This window comes from Chryseobacterium takakiae (assembly GCF_900129385.1).
Classification (GTDB): domain Bacteria; phylum Bacteroidota; class Bacteroidia; order Flavobacteriales; family Weeksellaceae; genus Chryseobacterium; species Chryseobacterium takakiae.
In genome coordinates, this window is sequence record NZ_FQVO01000001.1 from 25,521 (window position 1) to 45,929 (window position 20,409).

Here is a 20,409-nt window from a genome sequence, read left to right on the forward strand (position 1 = left end):
TTAACTTTAATAAAAGAAAGCCGTTTTTTCGAAATTTTAAAAATTATTTTAATGACAGATGTAAAAAATAGTCAGAATTCGGCTCAACTTTTGCTTGTATTCAGAAGAATAATTTTACATTTGCAAAAAAATTTATTTAATTAAATGACAAACCCATTATTTTACGCAAAAATTCTTTTGTTCGGAGAATACGGAATCATTGAAGATTCCCAAGGTTTGACATTGCCTTATAGCTTTTATAAAGGTACCCTCAAGTTCTCATCATTAGATTCCGAATTTGAAAAAAAGTCTAATGAACACCTAAAGAAATACGCCGATTATCTTGAAGATCTGAAACTTCCTGAAACTTTTGAGCTTAATGTATCAACATTTAAGAAAGAAATTTCATCAGGATTATTTTTTGACAGCAATATTCCTCAGGGATACGGAGTAGGCAGTTCAGGCGCACTGGTTGCCGCCATATTTGAACGCTATTCAATCTCCAAACATAATCCTGAAAATATATCTAAAGATGAATTGAAAAATCTTCGATATGTTTTTGGATTAATGGAAAGCTATTTTCATGGTAAAAGTTCGGGAATTGACCCATTGATTTGCTATATGAATCTTCCTATCCTGATAGAAAGTAAGGAAAGTGTTGATAAAGTGGCAATTCCTGCAAGCGAAGCAGGAAAAGGCGCTATCTTTCTGATCGATTCCGGAATGACTGGCGAAACCGGGCCAATGGTTCAGATTTTCTTCGAAAAAATGAAAACCGAAGGTTTCAGAAAAACGCTTAAAGAAGAATTTATTCGCTACAACAATGCTTGTATCGATGCTTTCCTTAAGAAAGATATGAATCCTTTCTTCCGAAATCTAAAAAAGCTTTCTCATTGGGCATATGAGCATTTCAGGCCAATGATCCCGGAAAGTTTGTTTAACGTATGGAAAAAAGGCCTTGATTCTAATGCTTATTATTTAAAACTCTGCGGAAGCGGTGGCGGCGGCTATATTTTAGGTTTCACCAAAGATTACGACAAAGCGGAAAAAATGCTTGAAGGCTTCAATAAAGAAGTCATTTACAGATTCTAAAGACTTGGAAATGAATTCTGAAAAAGAAAATTTCCAGGAGAAAAATTATACTAAAAAATCTTTGATTTACAGATTTTCACAATTTGTGGGCTTTCTTTTGGGAGCTCGCTTTTTTGTTGCTGCACTCCTTACTTTAGCCCTTTATGTTTCTACTTTTTTTCTTTTTAATCAGGATGAAAGCTTCAGGAAATTTGTCTTTGATTTTAAAGTGCACGGAATTATTTTCTGTACCGTTTTAACAATTCTGGCAGGAGGAATTATCAACCAGTTTTACGATTTTGAAAAGGATCATCTTGTAAAGCCTTTCAGGACAAGAATTCAGAGTTTTATCAAGCAGAAATATTTTTTGTATGCTTATCTTATTTTAAGTTTGATTTCTCTTGGTGTTGCATGGATGATCTCTCATAATGTATTTATTTTTTTCATTATTTATCAGTTTTTCATGTGGTTTTACAGCCATAAGCTGAGCCGGATTTTAATTCTCAATAACCTGACTTTTGTAAGTCTTACGCTGTATCCTTTTTTCGGCATGATGGTTTATTATCAGACTTTTTCAAAGAAAGTTCTTTTAATGGCTGTATTTCTTTTCCTTATTTTGTTATGTATTGACATTGTGAAAGATACACTGACAAAAAGAGTAGATGAGACCTTCGGGTATATTACGATCCCTAATTATTTTGAGTCTAAGAGTGTAAACAGGATTATTATTTCTTTGCTGATTATCACGATGGCTGTTTCCATGAAATTAATTACCAGAACTGGCATTGCAGGATTTATGGCTTATTATTTTGCAGCAGGACTTTTCGTTTTCATTATATGTATCTATCTCATTATCAATAATACAAGGCGCAATAAGTTTTTCATTATTAATATTTTAAGATTCTGGGTTTTTGCGGGAATTATAGCCATGCTTCTTAGCGGACTGGAAGGTAAATTGTAGAAAAATTTCTTTAAAAAACCTTTCCTTATCCTTACCTTTGCAGAACTATAAATCTAATAAGTAATGCCCATTTTCAACGATACTAAAATCGCATTTGCGGATAAATCTGATTCACAGTTAAGAAAAGCGTATTGGATGTTTAAGATGATTGAGCAGCCTTCACTCACAAAAGTAGGAACTTCTCTTCTTAATTTTACCGTTCATAACAATTTCCCTCTCGTTACCGGAATCGTCAAAAATACTTTATTTGAACAATTTTGCGGCGGTGAAACCCGTGAAGAAAGTATGAAAGTGGTAAAACAGCTTTTTAAAAGAGGGGTGGGCAGTATTTTTGATTATTCCATTGAGGGCAAAGAAGATGAAGAAACTTTTGATGCCGTTTGCAAAGAGATTAAAGACATCGTAAGATTTTCTGTGGGAAACCCGGCAATTCCTTTTATTGTCTTTAAACCTACCGCTTTTGGAAGAATTGATTTATATGAATCCGTCGGAAAAAATAATGAGCTTACTTCAAGCCAGAAAGAAGAATGGGAAAGGGTAGTGAAAAGATTTGATGAAGTATGCAAATTGTGTCACGAAAATGACAAAAAAGTAATGGTGGATGCAGAAGAAACCTGGATGCAGGATGCTGCAGATAAGCTCTGTGAAGACATGATGGAAAAATACAATCAGGAAAAACCTATTGTGTGGAATACCATTCAGATGTACCGTACCGGAAGGCTTGAATATATGGAGGAGCATGTACAGAGAGCAAAGGAAAAGGGATATTTTATCGGTTATAAGATTGTTCGTGGCGCTTACATGGAAAAAGAAAGGGCAAGAGCTGCAGAAAGAGGTTATCCGGATCCGATTCAGCCAACAAAAGAGGCATCAGACAAAAATTATAATGCAGGTATTGATTTTGTGATGAATCATCTTGATAAAGTTTCGGCGTTTTTCGGAACCCATAATGAAATTTCTTCTGAGCTGGTAATGGACAAAATGAAGGCTAAAAATCTTGAAAACGGAAATGAGCATGTGCATTTCGGACAGCTTTATGGAATGAGTGATAATATTACATTTTATCTTTCAGATAAAGGCTATAATGTTGCAAAATATCTTCCATACGGACCGGTAAAAGACGTTGTTCCATATCTTACAAGACGAGCCCAGGAGAATACTTCTGTTGCAGGGCAAACCGGAAGGGAACTCGGCCTTATTAAAAAAGAACTGGAAAGAAGAAAAGCCGGGAGGTAATTTTCATTAAAAATAAATAAGAAGTCTTACAATTTGTAAGGCTTTTTTTATGCCCGATTATTTTATTTAAGGCTCAAAACTTTCAAATTTCCCGTTTTCATAAAAGATAACAATACGTTTAATCGCAACTCCTTTATTTTCAGCAAATTGATTCGTATTCTGCGGGATGAAATTTTCTAATCGCTGAGAATCGTTTATTTTTTCCTGTGCCTGACTTGTGAGAGGTACAAATGATTCTCCGGACGTTTCTTTCGGACTCTTAATTTCACTTTCTTCTGCACCAAAATCTTCGTCTTCATTCATCATGGTAAAAAGATCCGGAAGTGAAGTAGGCTTAGATTTTTCCTCTTCATTGAATTCGGGAGCTTTCATTTCGGTTTCATGAATTTCAGGTAATTCTGATTTCAGCATCTGACCTTCACCGGTAACGAGCCAATCCCAAAGAATTTCAGGAAAACGGGATTTTATTTTGATGATAAATTCCAGGGAGGGTTTATTTCTTCCGGAAGTCACATGTGAAATGGAAGAGCGCTGTACATCAATTTCGTCGGCAAACTCTGACGGAGTTAACCCGGAATACTCAATAACCTTAGAAATTCTTTCATTTAAACTCATATAACAAACTTTTTAATTGATTTACAAATGTAAAGATTAAATTTACAATTGACAAATGCAAAAGTAAATTATTTCTCGAACTGATAGTATACAAATGTAAACTTATAAACTATTGATTAATAGAATATTACAATTATTCTTATTAAATGCAAGAATTTTTATTTAACATATTTTCCACATATGATCAAATAAATTTCTTAACTTAAAGTAATAGATGAAGTAAATGGAGTAATGTTGATTTTCATATCAGATACGGCCAATCATCTTCGTATTCATGAGCTATAAGAAGCTTTTTTATGACTAAAATACCAGAAAGATAGAGTAGAGTCAATATATATCTGATTATAAGTAAAAACCACATTATTATAGCTCTCATTTAACACCTATATCTTCAGTAGGTGCCATTATCACGAAGATCTTAAACAGTACTGAAAATAAATTATTCAATACTGTTTTAATAGTCGGCTTATTAAGTTACATTTTTAAATGGTCATAAAAATTTGTCTTTTTTGACAGTTTAAAGTTCTACATTATCAACAATTCACATTTGTATACTGAAAGAATTTGATCTTTTTCCACACTAATATTTGTTTAATAGAATTACAAGCAAATGTAGATAACTACACTTTATAGTATTTAAAGCATAATTCAAATTTAAATTTAGTTAGATTTTGTAAAATACTGATTTTAAGTTTTTTGAATGTTTGTAATTAAATTATTGTTAATCCACAATTTTATCCACAGACAAAATGGCAATTTTACTTGTTTAGCAATATTACAAATGTTAATTTAATTTATCCGTAAAATTTTTGCTAATTTTGACTCTTGTAAATTATTACATAATGAACTTTGAAAAGCTTTACCAGCAAAATCCTAATTTCCCAAATCGTTATATTGCTCCCGAAAAATTATTTTCGTACCTACAGACCAACCTCAGCGGTTATATTCATGAGATCGGAACGTCTTATTTGGGGAAACCGGTTTATAAATTGACTATAGGAAATGGAGAAATCAATGTTCTTGCTTGGTCGCAGATGCATGGAAACGAATCCAATGCAACGCATGCCATGCTTGATCTTCTTACGACTTTAGATAACAATCCCGATGTAAAAGCTGATTTGTTCAGCAAAATAAAGCTTGATTTTATATTGATGCTTAATCCTGACGGATCCGAAAGATGGACCAGGCTTAATGCATCGGATATTGATCTGAACAGGGATTTTCATAATGAAGCGAGTAAAGAAATCAAATTATTAAAAGAAGCTGTTGCAGAGAAGAAATATGATTACGCACTAAATCTTCATGAGCAGAGAACGATTTTTACCACAGACGGAATTCATCCTGCTACGCTTTCATTTCTGGCCCCATCGGAAAATGTTGAACGGACTATCACTGAAAACAGAAAAAAATGTATGGCCGTAATAGCTTCTGTTTACGATAAGCTGAAAGAAATGATACCAAACCAGATCGGAAGATATTCTGATGAGTTTTATCCTGCTTCTACCGGAGATAATTTTATCAAGGCCGGAATGCCAACTATTCTTTTTGAAGGCGGACATTTTATAGACGATTACATAAGAACAGGAACCCGGAAATATTACACCATCGCGCTTTATTATGCACTAAGTGCGATAACTGAACTGAATTCCGGGACGGATGGATGGGAAGCTTATCTGGAAATTCCTGAAAATAAAGAAACGCATTATGACATCATTTACCGCAATGTAAAGCTGAACACGGATTATGAATGTGTTCTGGATATTGCAGTTCAGTATCGGGAATTTAAAAAAGAAGGTAGGGATGAAATTTCTTTTATCCCATATGTTATGGAAGTAGGCGATGTTAAAAAACGAAAAGGATGGAAAGAAATAGACTGTACAAACAAAAAGTTTATTTGCCCGACCAAATATCCCAAACTTGATGCGGAAGTAAATTTTTTCATTGAAGATTAAAAATCAGCGGCGGAACCTTTGGTTCCGCCGCTGATGTATGTTTTTATTGGAGAATCAACTAATTATTGATATCGTGATTAATTAACCACCTTAATTCCGTTCGCTACAAATCTGATTTCTTCTTTCGGTGTTTTGATGGCATCTATTTCAGCTTGTGGTTTTTTAGCATCTTCTGCGTAATGTTTTTGCTCGTCTACCGAAGTTACTTTTCTTTCGGCAGAACCTTCAAGCACAACATTTTTCCCTTTCAGTGCAGTGGGTACGAAGAATCCGTAATCCTTCATTTTTACAAAAAACTGGGTGTTATCTTCCGTTTGGATCGTCAGCCAACAGCCTTTTTTATCACAAACGTCGGTTACTTTACCTTTTACGGCAACATTTTCAACTTTCTTGTCGCTTTTTTTTAATTTTTTACTTAATTTATCTACGGAAATTGCTTTAGATTCTGCATTAGAAGCAACACCACCTCCGTAAACATCACCTACAACAGCACTTCCAGCCGGTGGACCGGATTTTTTTGATTCCTGGGCAAAAGCTACAGTTGAAACACTTACTGCTACTGCAAATAATAATGATTTGAATTTCATATTGATTTTTTTTCAAAAGTACTAATAAAATCTGAATGACAAAACGACGGTAAACTTGATAAAAAGCAGGCCATTTTTCGAATGGTAAATTTCTAATTTTTAAACGCAACATGTGCAAGGAAATAGGCAGTCATCCTTGATAGTTCGTTCGCAAGGGCGTTTCACTCAGCAAAATGATAGCAGCTTATTATACGTAAAGCCTTTACTGAATGAACGACTTTGCACCGAAAATATGCTCCCTGTTATTCAATGAACCTTAGTGCTCCTTTCGTGTTAAAACAATAAATGCCTCTTGATCATTCAATAAACCCTCGCGACCTTAGCGTTAAAAAAAAGAATATTTTCAACTTATAATGCAACACCAGAAAATAAAATTAATCCATGATGCTGCATCATCCATTCGCCAAAGCATCTTGCATTACACAGTGCTATCATTCGCTGAATAAAATGCCTTCGCGCTCAAAAAATAATTGCATAGTTATTCAATAAAACCCTTGCGACCGTTGCGTTAAAAGATGCACATTTCATCTTTAATTCAAAACAAAATAAAAACTAATCCTATAATTATTATATTTGGAGCCTATACTTCACTATGCAGAAAAAACTAAAACTTTGGGACGCCATTATGTTGGTAATGGGGTCGATGATCGGAAGCGGAATCTTCATTGTAACCGCAGATATGATGCGGAATCTCGGTTCAGGCTTCTGGCTGATTATCGTCTGGGTCATCACAGGAATCATGACAGTAGCTGCAGCGATAAGCTACGGCGAACTTTCAGCCTTGTTTCCAAAAGCGGGTGGGCAATACACCTATCTTAAAGAAATCTTTGGAAAAAGAATGGGGTTTCTCTATGGATGGGGTCTTTTTACGGTGATCCAAACCGGAACCATTGCCGCTGTAGCGGTAGCATTCGGAAAATTTACCGCTTATCTGGTTCCGGCACTCAATGATGCAGCACCTATTTTCCAGAGTGGTGAATTCAAAATTACTTGGATTCAGATGCTCGCCATCGCTATTATCCTTTTGCTCACCTATATCAATACAAGAGGAGTGGAAAGCGGAAAATTGTTGCAGAATATTTTTACAGGATCAAAAATTATAGCATTGGTAGGATTAATTGCAGCTGGATTTATTTTGGTAGACATTTCTCATTTGGCAGAAAATTTCAGCTTTGGATATGAATCATTTAGCAACCTTACCACAGACAGGTTCGGGAATTTTTTAAAAGAAGGCTGGGAACCCATCGGCGGAATGACCCTTTTAGGAGGAATTGCCGCAGCAATGGTCGGTTCCGTGTTCAGCTCTATTGCATGGGAAAGCGTTACATTCGTATCAGGAGAAATTGAAAATCCCAAGAAAAATGTGGTAAGATCAATGATCTACGGAACAACGGCCGTTATGATCTTATATATTGCCGTAAACTATGTTTACCTTAACGCTCTCGACAGAGATTCTATCGCATTTGCAGAAAACGACAGGGTAGCGGTTGCGGCCTCACATTTTATTTTCGGAAGTGCGGGAACGGCCATCATCGCGGTTCTTGTTATGGTTTCCACATTTGGATGCAACAACGGTTTGATTCTTGCCGGAGCGAGGGTTTTTCAGACCATGGCAAAAGATGGAATGTTCTTCAGACAGGCAGAAAAAAATAACAAAAATGCAGTTCCGGAAAATGCATTATGGATGCAGGGAATCTGGGCTTCAATATTATGTCTCAGCGGCCAGTACGGAAATCTTCTGGATATGATCTCATTTGTCATTGTACTGTTCTACATGATTACCGTTTTCGGAGTCATTTATCTGAGATTTAAAAAACCGGAACTTGAAAGACCTTATAAAACCTGGCTGTACCCTGTGACGCCTGTTATCTATCTTCTGATCGGAACCGGTTTCTGTATTCTGCTGCTGATTTACAAACAGCAGTACACCTGGCCGGGATTCCTGATGGTTTTACTCGGGCTGCCGGTGTATTATTTTATCAATAGAAAAAATAAAGTTCAGGAATAAATGAAAGAACAGCCTTAAAAAGCCGCTTTGTCATTCTGAGCGCAGCGAAGATCTGAAAGGTAAATTACTTAAGATTCTTAATCATAAAAACTTCAGCAAAAAATTTGGGAAAGCTTTTTTTTGGAGCTTTATCCTGCTTTCGCTACTCGCTTTTTCTGTTTTCGGGTTGCGGCGGCGAAGCCGCCGCAACCCGAAAACAGAAAAGAGCTCACACATGCCGCTCAATCAGGGCTATGCTAATCACATAATAATCACTTTTCTCCAAAAATTATCCTGGAAAACCATACAATCGATATAAGCAGATACAGCAATATGCAATATCTATAAGTCAATCGGCTTATATTTTTTATTTATAAGTAATTATGCTTATATTTGCAGAATGATAGCGGTCATTACCGGAGATATTATTAATTCACAACATGCGGATACGAAAGTTTGGATTACCAGACTGAAAAATCTTCTCGAAAATTGGGGAAGTGCTCCCAACACATGGGAAATTTACAGAGGCGACGAATTTCAGTTCAAATGCAATATTGATGATGTATTCTGGCGTTTTTTAGCGATAAAATCTCTCATCAAAAGTCAGGAAAATTTAGACGTACGAATTGCCATAGGTATCGGCGAAGAAAATTTCTCCTCAAATAAAATCACCGAATCCAACGGAACCGCTTATGTTCATTCAGGAAGATTACTCAATGACCTTAAAAACGACGGACATACTGTTTCCGTAAAAACTTCAAACGACTCTGTAGACAGGGATCTTAATATTCTGCTTAAGTGGTCTTCAAAAGATTTTGATAACTGGACGATGGCTACTGCTGAAATTATTCATGAAATGATTATGAATAAAGAAATCACACAGGAAGATCTTGCTAAGAAATTTGCCATTTCACAGTCCTCGGTAAGCCAGAGACTGAAGCGTGCCAATTACGAACTCATCGTAGAAACCAATCAATATTTCAGAAAGAAAATTTCAGAACTCTAATCATGATTTTTATTAAACTCATATTGGCACATTTACTCGGGGATTTTATTCTTCAGCCGGATTCATGGGTTGCAGATAAAGAAAGCAAAAAACTGAAAAGCATATATCTGTATATTCATATTTTGATTCATACGGTTTTAAACTTTGCTTTTCTTTGGGATTTACAACTTTGGTGGGTCGCTATTTTGGTAGGGGTTTCGCATTTTATCATAGATGCTGCAAAGTTGAGTTTTCAAACTCATAAAAATAAAAAGAACTGGTTTTTTATCGATCAGACTTTGCATGTTTTGGTGATCGCAGGAGTTTCATTCTACTTTAATGAATTTGATTTTGAATTTCTTCAAAACCAGGAATTGTTAAAAATTGTAATGGCAGCTTTGTTTTTAACGGCGCCCGCTTCGATTTTTATTAAAATATTATTGTCTTCTTGGACACCCGTTCCGGAAACAACCAATAATATCCAGACCGAATCTTTATCAAATGCAGGGAAATATATTGGGATTTTAGAACGTTTGTTAGTATTCACCTTTATTATAGTGAATCATTGGGAAGGGGTAGGTTTTATGGTAGCTGCAAAGTCTGTTTTCAGATTTAGCGACCTTGCTCAGGCAAAACAGAGAAAGTTAACAGAGTATGTGTTGATCGGAACGCTTTTAAGTTTTGGACTGGCAGTTTTAACAGGAATTTTAATTAAATAATATAAATCTAATAAAAAGTAATTTTAGAAAATGGAAAAGTTAGAAATGTTGTACGAAGGGAAAGCAAAACAGGTATTTGCTACCGACAATCCTGATCACGTAATCGTGCGTTTCAAAGACGATGCTACCGCATTCAACGCTCAGAAGAGAGGATCTGTTGATCTGAAAGGGGAAATGAACAACGCAATCACTACGCTTATCTTTGAATACCTGAATGAAAAAGGAATCAAAACTCATTTTATAAAACAACTGAACGAAAGAGAGCAACTCGTAAGAAAAGTATCTATTATTCCTCTTGAAATGGTGGTAAGAAACTATTCTGCAGGAAGCATGGCTCAGAGACTGGGAGTAGAAGAAGGAATCAAATCTCCGGTTACCATTTTCGATATCTGTTACAAAAAAGATGAATTGGGAGATCCGCTGATCAATGATCACCATGCGGTTTTCTTAGGAGCTGCAACCTATGAAGAGCTTGATGAAATGTACGAGCTGACTTCTGATATTAATGATATCCTGATTGATCTTTTCGACAAAATGAATATCATCCTGGTTGATTTTAAAATCGAATTAGGAAAAACTTCAGATGGCGAAATCATTTTAGCAGACGAAATCTCCCCGGATACTTGTAGACTTTGGGATAAGGATACTATGAAGAAACTGGACAAAGACAGATTCAGAAGAGATCTTGGTGAAGTTACGGAAGCATACGTTGAGATCTACAACAGACTGAAAGAAGCGCTTGGTAAATAATTCCGGACGCTAATGAGATGTAAGTTTTTTATTTAACATAATATTTAATTTTTCATCTAATTAAAAGATCTACCCAATAAAATCTAGATTAGAAAAAATAGAAATGAAAAGTTTTGACATTCATAAAAGTGAATATTTAAAGCAGTTTGAAACCCAGACCTACGGAAGAAATCTTTTCAGGACGCAGGAAGAAGAAAGACTGGATGCTCCTAATGAGGAGTGTGGGATTTTCGGGATGTATTCTGATAATGACCTCGACACGTTTTCGCTTTCACAGTTCGGGCTTTTTGCACTACAGCACAGAGGCCAGGAAGCATGTGGTATTTCTGTTCTGAAGAACGGAAGAATCACCAACATGAAAGATGAGGGACTGGTTTTGGATGTTTATAAAGAAATTCCGGATCCGGAAACTTTTATGGGAAACTCTGCAATCGGGCATACCCGTTATACCACTGCAGGAGATAAGAAAAAATACAACTTCCAGCCTTTTTTCGCAAAGAATGAATATGACCAGATCATCCTTTCCATTGCGCATAACGGTAACCTTACCAATGCAAAAGAACTGAAAGCGGAACTTGAAGCGGAAGGCGTGGTTTTCAGGGCAACTTCCGATTCTGAAGTAATTTTGAGACTTATCCAGAAAAATCTTGACCTCGGACTGCGCGGAGCAATTAAGGTGACGATGGAAAAGATCGAAGGTGCTTATTCCGTAGTGGGAATGACGAGAAATAAATTCTTTGCTTTCAGAGATTTCAACGGTATCAGGCCTCTTGTATTGGGAGCGATAGATGAAAAATCGTATGTGGTTGCATCAGAATCTGTAGCATTGGATGCAGTAGGCGCTCAGTATGTTCGTGATATTTTACCGGGCGAAATTGTTTACACCAATGAAAACGAGCCCGGAAAGCTTCATTCTTATATGGCCGATGAAGAAAAAGGAAAACAGAGAATCTGTTCATTTGAATATATTTACTTTGCAAGACCGGATTCTTCCTTAGAAAATATAAACGTATACGAAATCAGGGAAAAATCGGGAGAGAAGATCTGGCATCAGGCTCCGGTAGAAGCAGATGTTGTTATTGGAGTTCCGGATTCCGGAGTTCCGGCTGCTATTGGTTTTGCCAAAGCTTCGGGGATTCCTTTCCGTCCTGTTTTAATCAAGAACCGATATATCGGAAGAAGCTTTATCGTTCCTACCCAAGAAATGAGAGAAAGAGTGGTAAACCTTAAATTAAATCCGATTATTTCCGAGATTAAAGACAAAAGAGTGGTCATCATTGATGATTCTATCGTTCGCGGTACTACGTCTAAGAGACTGGTTAAAATCTTAAAAGACGCCGGGGTGAAGGAAATACACTTCAGAAGTGTTTCTCCGCCAATTATTGCTCCTTGTTATTTAGGAATTGATACCCCTTCGAAAGATGATCTGATTTCAGCAAATATGACAACTGCTGAACTTAGAGATTATCTGGGTGTAGATTCTCTTGAGTTTTTAAGTGTTGAAAACCTGAAAGAGATTTTGGGTTCTGCCAACCATTGTTTCGGATGTTTTACAGAACAATATCCTGTAGGTAAAGGAGAAGAAGTGGAATTATTTAATTAATCTCATAATAGTAAAAATAAAAGGTCGGGTTTCATTGAAACCTGACCTTTTTCGTATTGAAATCAAAATTGTTTTAGAATTTAAAAGCTAAACCAACCTGGAATACATTGTTTCTGATTGCATCAGAATTGCTTGGTCTGTCTTTAGCGATATCAGTAAGACCTGCAACGTATCTCGCTGTAATACCGATATTATCTGTGAAATAGTATCCTGCACCAAGACCGATACCAAAGTTGAATTTATTTAAGCTGTCTTTGTAGTCTCCGGATTCATCAATTGTATTATTATCCGTTTCATTCTTTAATTTATTCTTAGCATTTACCATGAAACCGAATTCAGGTCCTGCTTCTAAATAAAGATTTGGAATGATATTGTATTGGAACATTACCGGAACTGTAATATAGTCTAAATGTCTTGCACTTGAATAACGTGTTCCTGCAATAGTCTGATCATACTTATCTCCATATTGAGAGTATAAAACCTCCGGCTGGATGCTGAATGAAGTAGCTACAGGGATGTTGGCAAAAACACCAGCGTTAAAACCGATTTTAGAACCCTGATCATCTAATCCTGATTCATTGGTTAAAGAAGAAACGTTCATTCCTGCTTTAACACCAAAAGCTACAGGAGAAGCAGATGAAGTAGAAGTGGTAGTCGTCGTCTGGGCAAATGCCAATGAACCAGCTGTAAGTGCTATTCCTAAAATTAACTTTTTCATAACTTTAATTTTTAATAATTTACTTTTTAATTTTAAATTTTACTACTGTCAAACTAATTTGACGGGGAGTATCTTTCAAATTGCTTGCCAAAAAATAAAAGCATGATAAAAGTCAGTATATAAAGCTCTTTTTTTATAAAATACTTCGTTATTTATCTGTCTGATAATTAAATTTTTATAAAACAATTTTAACAAGCGTTTAGAAATAATTTAAAATGACAATTTTGTCGAAAAAAATGAATTTTAAAGTAAATTATTAATTAAAATTACAGTTAAGCATCGTTCAATTTTCTATAATATTCTATGGATAAAGCGATCTTTTTTTTACTGCACTGATAATCAAAAGTGCAGGATCCGATTCCCGAAATTAATGAAAAATTGATCTTACTGTCCGTATTCTTTTTATCGTTGATCAGCAGAGCAAAGATGTCTTCATCCTTAAAATCACTGATATCCAGATAAGGATAATATTTCTGAATATTTTCAATAATAATAGTACAGTCTTCTTCGGAGATCAGACTTTCTGAAAAGGACAGATGCGTTTCGGTAATCATTCCCATAGCAACAGCTTCTCCATGTAGAATAGGATTTCCTTGGCTGAGGCAAAGACTTTCTATAGCGTGTCCTATCGTATGCCCGAAATTTAGGGTCTTACGGATATTTTTCTCCTGAAAATCCTGCTGTACAACGCTTTGCTTGATTTCCATTGATGTTTCGATGTGAGGAACAACAGTATCCGCATCAAGTTTAGAAATATGGATAAGGTTTTCCCAATGTTTTTCATCGGCAATTAACCCGTGTTTCAGCATTTCTGCAAAACCGCTTCGCAGTTCTTTATAAGGAAGTGTTTCTAAAAACTTAGGATAAACGAAAATCTGCTCCGGGAAAGTAAAGGTTCCCACCATATTTTTATAATGCATCAGGTCGATTCCTGTTTTTCCGCCTATAGAAGCGTCACACATCGATAAAAGAGTTGTAGGAATATTGATAAAAGGAATACCTCTTTTATAGGTAGATGCAACAAAGCCACCCATATCTGTAATTACGCCACCACCGAGATTGATGACCAGAGCTTTACGGTCTGCCTGCATTTCCGTAAGAATTTCCCAAAGCTGATTGGCAGTCTGAATATTTTTCATTTCTTCGCCCGGTTCTATCTCAAGAATTTCAAATGCCAGATCCGTTTCCAGGTTTCCCAACAGAACAGGAAGGCAATATTCATGCGTATTCTCATCAACCAGGATGAAAATTTTACTGAATGATCTCGTACTTAAAAAATCGTTGAGCTGTGAAAAATTATCATTTAATATTGTTATCATTTTGAGATTTTCTTTTATGTTATCGTATCACGATATGCAAAGTTATGATTCTTAATTTTTAACTCGTTATTAAATATACTATCTTTGCAGAAATTTTTAGAATGAGCAGAGATAATAATAATTCAGAACGACCAAAGAGACCAAGAATTTCAACCAAGAAAAATTCTGATAATTCTCGTGCTTCCAGATCTGGAAATTCTTCAGAATCAAAACCTTTTAAAAAGTCTTTTCCGAAAGCAGGAGAGAGAAATTCAGAATCGAGGAGAAGCGGTGACACCAGTTACCAGGCCCGAATGGATAAGAAATACGGAAAAACGGAACAGGAACCCTTTATTACCAGTGCAGGTGAAGGAAAAAATACTTTCGGAAAGTCTGCTCCGAAAAGAGGAGGAAGCAGACCCAATAATTTTGATACCAGAGATAAATACGAAAGAGGCAGCCTGAAATACGGAAAAAGACCGGGAACAGAAAACCGCGAGGATAAAAATAAATCTTTTGTACAAAAAAGAAGGTTAACGAAAATTGATAAGGATATCCACAAAGATACCATCCGTCTTAACAAGTATATTGCCAACTCAGGAATTTGCAGCAGAAGGGAAGCGGATGAACTGATTACGCAAGGATTGGTTGAGGTGAACGGAAAAGTGGTTACCGAAATGGGATATCAGGTTCAGAAAACCGATAAAGTGGTATTTGACGGACAGAATATTACCCCTGAAAAACCGGTATATGTTCTTTTAAATAAACCGAAAGGATATATTTCAACCACCAAAGATGATAAGGCCAGAAAAACAGTAATGGATCTTGTAGCTAATGCTTCGCCATACCGTTTATTTCCTGTAGGAAGACTCGACCGTTCTACAACAGGAGTTATCCTTTTAACGAATGACGGGCATATGACCAAGAAGCTTACCCATCCGTCTTTTGATGCAAAGAAGATTTATCACGTGACCTTAGATAGAAAACTAACACACGAAGATATGAAACTTATTGCTGAAGGAATTCGTTTGGATGAAGGCGTGGCAGTAGTGGATCAGATTTCTTTTATCGAAGGAAAACCTAAAAATGAAGTCGGAATAGAAATCCATATCGGTTGGAACCGTGTCATCAGAAGAATTTTCCAGAGATTAGGCTATGAAGTGGAAGCATTGGACAGGGTAATGTTTGCAGGACTTACGAAAAAGAACATCAAAAGAGGACACTGGAGAATTCTTACAGAATTGGAGGTGAATAATCTTAAAATGCTTTAACGATAAAGTATTTAACGATATAAAGACGCTGGATCAGGCGTCTTTTTTTATATCCATGATCTAGCAGTATAAACTTTCAGGGAAAAGGCATATTTCCCATGATTATCATCCGAAATCAATGTTAAAATTCTAGGCAATTCCGTATCTTTGGGAAAAATTTTTACAAAAATGATTGAGTGGAAAACCGCCAAAGAATACGAAGATATTACCTATAAAAAAAGTAATGGTGTCGCAAGAATCGCTTTCAACAGACCGGAAGTTCGTAATGCTTTCAGACCAAAAACGACATCAGAATTGTACGATGCTTTTTATGATGCTTATGAAGATCCTTCAATAGGCGTTGTGCTGCTTTCGGGAGAAGGACCGAGTCCTAAAGACGGAGGCTGGGCTTTCTGCAGTGGTGGAGATCAAAAGGCAAGAGGACATCAGGGGTATGTTGGCGAAGACGGAAGGCACCGTCTGAATATTCTTGAAGTTCAGCGACTGATTCGTTTTATGCCGAAAGTAGTGATTGCGGTGGTTCCGGGATGGGCTGTTGGCGGAGGGCATTCTCTACACGTAGTGTGCGATTTAACTTTAGCCAGCGAAGAACACGCTATTTTCAAACAAACGGATGCTGATGTGACAAGTTTCGACGGAGGGTACGGTTCTGCGTATTTGGCAAAAATGGTAGGACAGAAAAAAGCCCGTGAAATTTTCTTTTTAGGAAGAAACTATTCTGCTCAGGAAGCCTTTGAAATGGGGATGGTCAACAAAGTGGTTCCTCACGCCGAGCTGGAAGATACCGCTTACGAATGGGCACAGGAAATTTTAGCTAAATCACCAACTTCCATCAGAATGCTGAAATTCGCCATGAACCTTACCGATGACGGAATGGTCGGCCAGCAGGTTTTTGCCGGTGAAGCAACACGTCTTGCCTACATGACGGAAGAGGCAAAAGAAGGAAGAAATGCATTCCTCGAAAAAAGAAAGCCGAATTTCGGGGAAGATCAATGGATATCGTAAAAATATAAATGATAATTGATAGATGATGATTGATTATCACTTATCATTTATTAATTATCACTTATCAATTATAAAATATGACTGATTGGATAAAAGCCGCAAGGCTTAGAACGTTGCCGCTTTCTTTAAGCGGAATTATCATGGGCGCTTTCATTGCCAAATGGAGATTGTACGGTGAAGGCGGAACCTGGGACTGGAGAATTTTTGCGCTGGCACTTTTAGTAACGCTGCTGTACCAGGTTTTATCAAACTATGCCAATGATTATGGCGATGGGGTAAAAGGAACCGATGCCAAAAGAGTAACCGAAGCAGAAGCAAGAGCGGTAGCCTCGGGAAGAATTACGGCAAAACAGATGAAAAATGCCGTGATTATACTTTCAATTCTGTCTTTTGCAGCAACGGTTGCATTGCTTTATGTAGCGTTCATCCCGGATTACATGAATGAATTTTATATTTTTATCGGTCTTGGTGTTGCAAGTATTTTGGCAGCCATCGGATATACAATCGGTAAAAAACCGTACGGTTACATGGGATTGGGGGATATCTTTGTATTCATATTTTTCGGACTGGTTTCTGTTTGCGGAAGTTATTTCCTGTTTACAAAATCTTTCAGCTGGGATATGCTTTTGCCCGGAACGGCAATCGGAATGATGAGCATGGCTGTCCTGAATCTAAACAACATGAGAGACATCGAAAGTGACAAATTATCAGGAAAAAACAGCTTTGCATTAAGAATCGGGTTTAAGAATGCAATGATTTACGAAATGATTCTCTTACAGCTTCCTTTAATTTTGATATTGATGTTTTTAGCGGTAAACGGATTTTTTCAGACTCAGAATTATTATGTTTTTATCGTGATGATTCTGATGCTCCCGTTAATGAAAATCAGAAGACAGATCATGGCTGTTAAAAATCCGAGAGAGCTTGATCCATTCTTAAAACAGGTAGGAATTATGACTTTTATGATGGCTGTCCTTACTGCTTTAGGGCTTAACTTTTTTCACTAAGATAAAATTAGCAAGTATTGGTGTCATGCTGAGCTTGTCGAAGCATCTCGATTAAATAATATTCAAATAAATTAAAATGAAAATAAAATTCTTAGGACAAAACTGTTTTTTGTTCACTTATAAAGACAAAACGATTTTATCGGATCCTTTTTACAACTACAAAAAAGTGGAATCAGGATTTGATATTGCTGCACAGAAAATCGATTATATCCTGTTGACACATGCTCACGGAGATCATATTGCAGATGTGGAAGAAGTATTACAGCATCATCCTGAAGCAACGCTCATCGCGGTTCCAGAAATTTGCGGATATTTTAAAAACGCAAAAAATACGGATGACGTGAATTTAGGAGGGTCAGCAAAAATCGACGATCTTAAAATTTCCATGGTTCCGGCCCATCATACAAGTTCGTTTCCAGACGGAAGCTACGGAGGTGTTCCGGTAGGCTATATTTTTAGGCTACCTGAAGGCAGAAATCTGTATATGGCAGGAGATACGGGAGTAATGGCTGATATGGAGCTTTTTCCGAGATTATACGGAAACCTGGATCTTTCTATACTTCCAATTGGAAGCCACTACACAATGTGTCCGAGAAAGGCAGCTTTTGCAGCAGCAGAATTATTGAAGACACCAAAAGTAATCGGATGCCATTTTGATACATTTCCTGCAATTGAAATCAATCACGAAACTGCATTAAAGCATTTTGCTGACAAAAATGTTGAGCTTGTTTTACCAAAATTGGGAGAAACGTTCGAATTTTAAATAAATGTGGAAAGGTAATTTGAAAACAGAATTGGAAACGCTGAAGATTTTAGAAACAAAAAAAGATAATTTTCAAATTACCTCTCTTCAATTTAAACCAATAAAAAATGGCAAGCTACCTAAATCACACCGCTACGACCGATTACCTTTGCTGCGTTCCCACCCTGGAGGATTCTCAGGAGCTGGTTGTTTAGGACTTGCCGTTGCAAAGATAGGAATATTTTATAAAAATAAAAGTGTTAGTAAAGAAAATTAACGGGAAAAAAGCTTTATCAGTGCTAAATTGCTGAGATTTAGAGCAATAATTTTCACAAATTTTCTAAAAATTTAAATATGACAAAAAGCCCTTCCACAATAGGAATTTTACTGTTTGCCGCTACAATGATCGTCTTTTTTGTAGTGTATTACTTCTTTTCAGGAGTTGAGTATTTTGATATTTCATTGAAAGCCAATGCTTTCGTATTGCCCATTATTTATGCAGGAGCAGCATTCTGGTCTGTAAAAACATATTGGAGCAGTCACAAGACAGTAAGTTTCAAAGAAGCTTTTAAAAGAGCTTTTATACCGATGTTTATTGGCGGTATTTTATCAATTTTCAGTATTTATGCCTTTTTGAATTTCGTAGATACCGATGCTAAAAAGCTTCTGAACTATCAATATGTCACCAGGCAAAAATCAGAATTGGACAAAGAATATACTTCTGCCAGAAAGATTTTAAAACATCAGAAAGACATTGATGAGCTTGATCAGAAATATAAAGAAAGGCTTCAAAGTTTTACGCCGGAGGCAGTTAAAGGAAAAGATATGCTTACGGCAAGTCATTTTTCAGGATATTTTGCGGCAATACTTATATTTTATGTAGTTTTGTCGTTGTTTTTCGGGGCGTTTTTCAGAACAAGAACGATATATCAGGAAACAGAAATTAAAGAATAATTTTTTATCAGAATTAAATGAATTTATCTATAGTTATTCCGTTATTGAACGAGGAGGCTTCTTTAGAAGAGCTTTTTTCACGAATTGATAAAGTGTGCAGATCCAACAGTTTATCGTATGAGATCTGGTTTGTAGATGACGGAAGTACAGATTTGTCATGGAGTATCATTGAGAACCTGAAGGTTCAGAACCCGCAAATCCATGCCATTAAATTTTCTAAAAACTACGGGAAATCCCAGGCGCTTCATGCGGCTTTTGAAAGAACCAACGGCGATGTTATTATTACGATGGATGCCGATCTTCAGGACTTTCCGGAAGAAATCCCGGAATTATACTCAATGGTTGTCAATGAAAATTACGACATTGTTTCCGGATGGAAAAAGAAGCGTTTTGATAATGTGATGACGAAAAATGTACCGTCAAAACTGTTCAATGCAGCTGCCAGAAAAGTTTCGGGAGTGTATCTTCATGATTTCAACTGCGGACTTAAAGCTTATAAAAAGCAGGTTGTAAAAACCATCGATGTATATGGAGATATGCACCGCTATATTCCGGTTTTGGCCGCCAACGCAGGTTTCAGAAGAATTACGGAAAAAGAAGTACAGCATCAGGCAAGACCTTACGGAACTTCAAAATTCGGAACCGAAAGATTTATCAGAGGTTTTCTGGACCTGGTAACGCTTTGGTTTGTAAGTCGTTTCGGAGGAAGGCCAATGCATTTTTTCGGGGCCGTTGGAACGTTGATGTTTATTGTCGGTTTCCTTTCTGCGCTTTGGCTCGGGGTTTCAAAACTGATTGATGTGGCAAGAGGAATGTATGGTCATCTCATTACCGACAATCCGTGGTTTTATATTGCTTTAACGATGATGATTATGGGAACATTGCTTTTTATCGCCGGATTCTTAGGAGAAATGATCATCAGAACCAACCGGGAACATAAGAACTATAATATTGATGAGGTGATTTAGT

19 protein-coding genes and 1 other RNA gene are annotated in these 20,409 nt (G+C 36.5%); 15 read left to right on the plus strand and 5 right to left on the minus strand.

What is annotated here, in order from left to right:
• Positions 1 to 144: 144 nt before the first annotated feature.
• From BUA76_RS00125 to BUA76_RS00135, 3 genes are all read left to right on the plus strand, one after another.
• Positions 145 to 1,071 carry a mevalonate kinase family protein gene (locus BUA76_RS00125; RefSeq protein ID WP_072882424.1) on the plus strand — a complete coding sequence of 309 codons (927 nt, stop codon included), beginning with the start codon at positions 145 to 147 and terminating at the stop codon, positions 1,069 to 1,071.
• Between the two features lie 10 nt (positions 1,072 to 1,081).
• Positions 1,082 to 2,011 carry a UbiA family prenyltransferase gene (locus BUA76_RS00130; protein ID WP_083573119.1) on the plus strand — a complete coding sequence of 310 codons (930 nt, stop codon included), beginning with the start codon at positions 1,082 to 1,084 and terminating at the stop codon, positions 2,009 to 2,011.
• A gap of 63 nt (positions 2,012 to 2,074) precedes the next feature.
• Positions 2,075 to 3,247, plus strand: coding sequence for a proline dehydrogenase family protein (locus BUA76_RS00135; RefSeq protein WP_072882428.1), 1,173 nt, complete (start codon positions 2,075 to 2,077; stop codon positions 3,245 to 3,247).
• A 66-nt stretch (positions 3,248 to 3,313) separates the two neighbouring features.
• Here the strand turns inward: BUA76_RS00135 and BUA76_RS00140 are convergent, their stop codons facing one another.
• A complete protein-coding gene (locus BUA76_RS00140) occupies positions 3,314 to 3,862 on the minus strand; it encodes a helix-turn-helix domain-containing protein (RefSeq protein ID WP_072882430.1) in 549 nt (182 codons plus the stop codon).
• 842 nt (positions 3,863 to 4,704) lie between these two features.
• On the opposite strand from BUA76_RS00140, the gene BUA76_RS00145 reads away from it, so the two are divergent.
• Positions 4,705 to 5,814, plus strand: coding sequence for a M14 family zinc carboxypeptidase (locus BUA76_RS00145; protein ID WP_072882432.1), 1,110 nt, complete (start codon positions 4,705 to 4,707; stop codon positions 5,812 to 5,814).
• A gap of 77 nt (positions 5,815 to 5,891) precedes the next feature.
• Here the strand turns inward: BUA76_RS00145 and BUA76_RS00150 are convergent, their stop codons facing one another.
• Positions 5,892 to 6,401, minus strand: a complete 510-nt coding sequence (locus tag BUA76_RS00150) for a DUF4920 domain-containing protein (RefSeq protein ID WP_072882434.1) — start codon at positions 6,399 to 6,401, stop codon at positions 5,892 to 5,894.
• 592 nt (positions 6,402 to 6,993) lie between these two features.
• Between BUA76_RS00150 and BUA76_RS00155 the strand changes: the two genes are divergently transcribed.
• The 5 genes from BUA76_RS00155 to purF all read left to right on the plus strand — a co-directional run bounded on the left by BUA76_RS00155 (position 6,994) and on the right by purF (position 12,445).
• Positions 6,994 to 8,409 (plus strand): APC family permease, encoded by a 1,416-nt coding sequence (locus tag BUA76_RS00155; RefSeq protein WP_072882437.1) that lies wholly within the window; start codon positions 6,994 to 6,996, stop codon positions 8,407 to 8,409.
• Positions 8,410 to 8,788: 379 nt separating this feature from the next.
• On the plus strand, positions 8,789 to 9,394 hold the full coding sequence (locus BUA76_RS00160) for a SatD family protein (RefSeq protein ID WP_072882439.1): 606 nt from the start codon (positions 8,789 to 8,791) through the stop codon (positions 9,392 to 9,394).
• A gap of 2 nt (positions 9,395 to 9,396) precedes the next feature.
• Positions 9,397 to 10,092, plus strand: coding sequence for a DUF3307 domain-containing protein (locus BUA76_RS00165; RefSeq protein WP_072882441.1), 696 nt, complete (start codon positions 9,397 to 9,399; stop codon positions 10,090 to 10,092).
• A gap of 30 nt (positions 10,093 to 10,122) precedes the next feature.
• Positions 10,123 to 10,842 (plus strand): phosphoribosylaminoimidazolesuccinocarboxamide synthase, encoded by a 720-nt coding sequence (gene purC / locus BUA76_RS00170; RefSeq protein ID WP_072882443.1) that lies wholly within the window; start codon positions 10,123 to 10,125, stop codon positions 10,840 to 10,842.
• A 103-nt stretch (positions 10,843 to 10,945) separates the two neighbouring features.
• Positions 10,946 to 12,445 (plus strand): amidophosphoribosyltransferase, encoded by a 1,500-nt coding sequence (gene purF, locus BUA76_RS00175; protein WP_072882445.1) that lies wholly within the window; start codon positions 10,946 to 10,948, stop codon positions 12,443 to 12,445.
• Positions 12,446 to 12,518: 73 nt separating this feature from the next.
• Here purF and BUA76_RS00180 read toward each other — a convergent pair whose 3' ends face one another.
• Positions 12,519 to 13,163, minus strand: coding sequence for a porin family protein (locus tag BUA76_RS00180; RefSeq protein WP_072882447.1), 645 nt, complete (start codon positions 13,161 to 13,163; stop codon positions 12,519 to 12,521).
• A gap of 272 nt (positions 13,164 to 13,435) precedes the next feature.
• Positions 13,436 to 14,482 carry a 3-dehydroquinate synthase gene (gene aroB, locus BUA76_RS00185; RefSeq protein WP_072882450.1) on the minus strand — a complete coding sequence of 349 codons (1,047 nt, stop codon included), beginning with the start codon at positions 14,480 to 14,482 and terminating at the stop codon, positions 13,436 to 13,438.
• 293 nt (positions 14,483 to 14,775) lie between these two features.
• Between aroB and BUA76_RS00190 the strand changes: the two genes are divergently transcribed.
• From BUA76_RS00190 to BUA76_RS00205, 4 genes are all read left to right on the plus strand, one after another.
• Positions 14,776 to 15,732 carry a pseudouridine synthase gene (locus BUA76_RS00190; RefSeq protein ID WP_072883343.1) on the plus strand — a complete coding sequence of 319 codons (957 nt, stop codon included), beginning with the start codon at positions 14,776 to 14,778 and terminating at the stop codon, positions 15,730 to 15,732.
• 168 nt (positions 15,733 to 15,900) lie between these two features.
• On the plus strand, positions 15,901 to 16,737 hold the full coding sequence (locus BUA76_RS00195) for a 1,4-dihydroxy-2-naphthoyl-CoA synthase (RefSeq protein WP_072882452.1): 837 nt from the start codon (positions 15,901 to 15,903) through the stop codon (positions 16,735 to 16,737).
• A gap of 77 nt (positions 16,738 to 16,814) precedes the next feature.
• Positions 16,815 to 17,744: a 1,4-dihydroxy-2-naphthoate octaprenyltransferase gene (gene menA / locus BUA76_RS00200; RefSeq protein ID WP_072882455.1), complete on the plus strand. Its 930-nt coding sequence runs from the start codon at positions 16,815 to 16,817 to the stop codon at positions 17,742 to 17,744.
• Positions 17,745 to 17,820: 76 nt separating this feature from the next.
• Positions 17,821 to 18,507, plus strand: a complete 687-nt coding sequence (locus BUA76_RS00205) for a metal-dependent hydrolase (RefSeq protein ID WP_072882457.1) — start codon at positions 17,821 to 17,823, stop codon at positions 18,505 to 18,507.
• A 105-nt stretch (positions 18,508 to 18,612) separates the two neighbouring features.
• On the opposite strand, the gene ffs is transcribed toward BUA76_RS00205, so the two are convergent.
• An RNA gene (ffs, locus tag BUA76_RS00210) (signal recognition particle sRNA small type) lies at positions 18,613 to 18,710 on the minus strand.
• Between the two features lie 130 nt (positions 18,711 to 18,840).
• On the opposite strand from ffs, the gene BUA76_RS00215 reads away from it, so the two are divergent.
• On the plus strand, positions 18,841 to 19,440 hold the full coding sequence (locus BUA76_RS00215) for a DUF4199 domain-containing protein (protein WP_072882459.1): 600 nt from the start codon (positions 18,841 to 18,843) through the stop codon (positions 19,438 to 19,440).
• Positions 19,441 to 19,457: 17 nt separating this feature from the next.
• Positions 19,458 to 20,408 carry a glycosyltransferase family 2 protein gene (locus BUA76_RS00220; RefSeq protein ID WP_072882461.1) on the plus strand — a complete coding sequence of 317 codons (951 nt, stop codon included), beginning with the start codon at positions 19,458 to 19,460 and terminating at the stop codon, positions 20,406 to 20,408.
• Position 20,409: the final 1 nt, after the last annotated feature.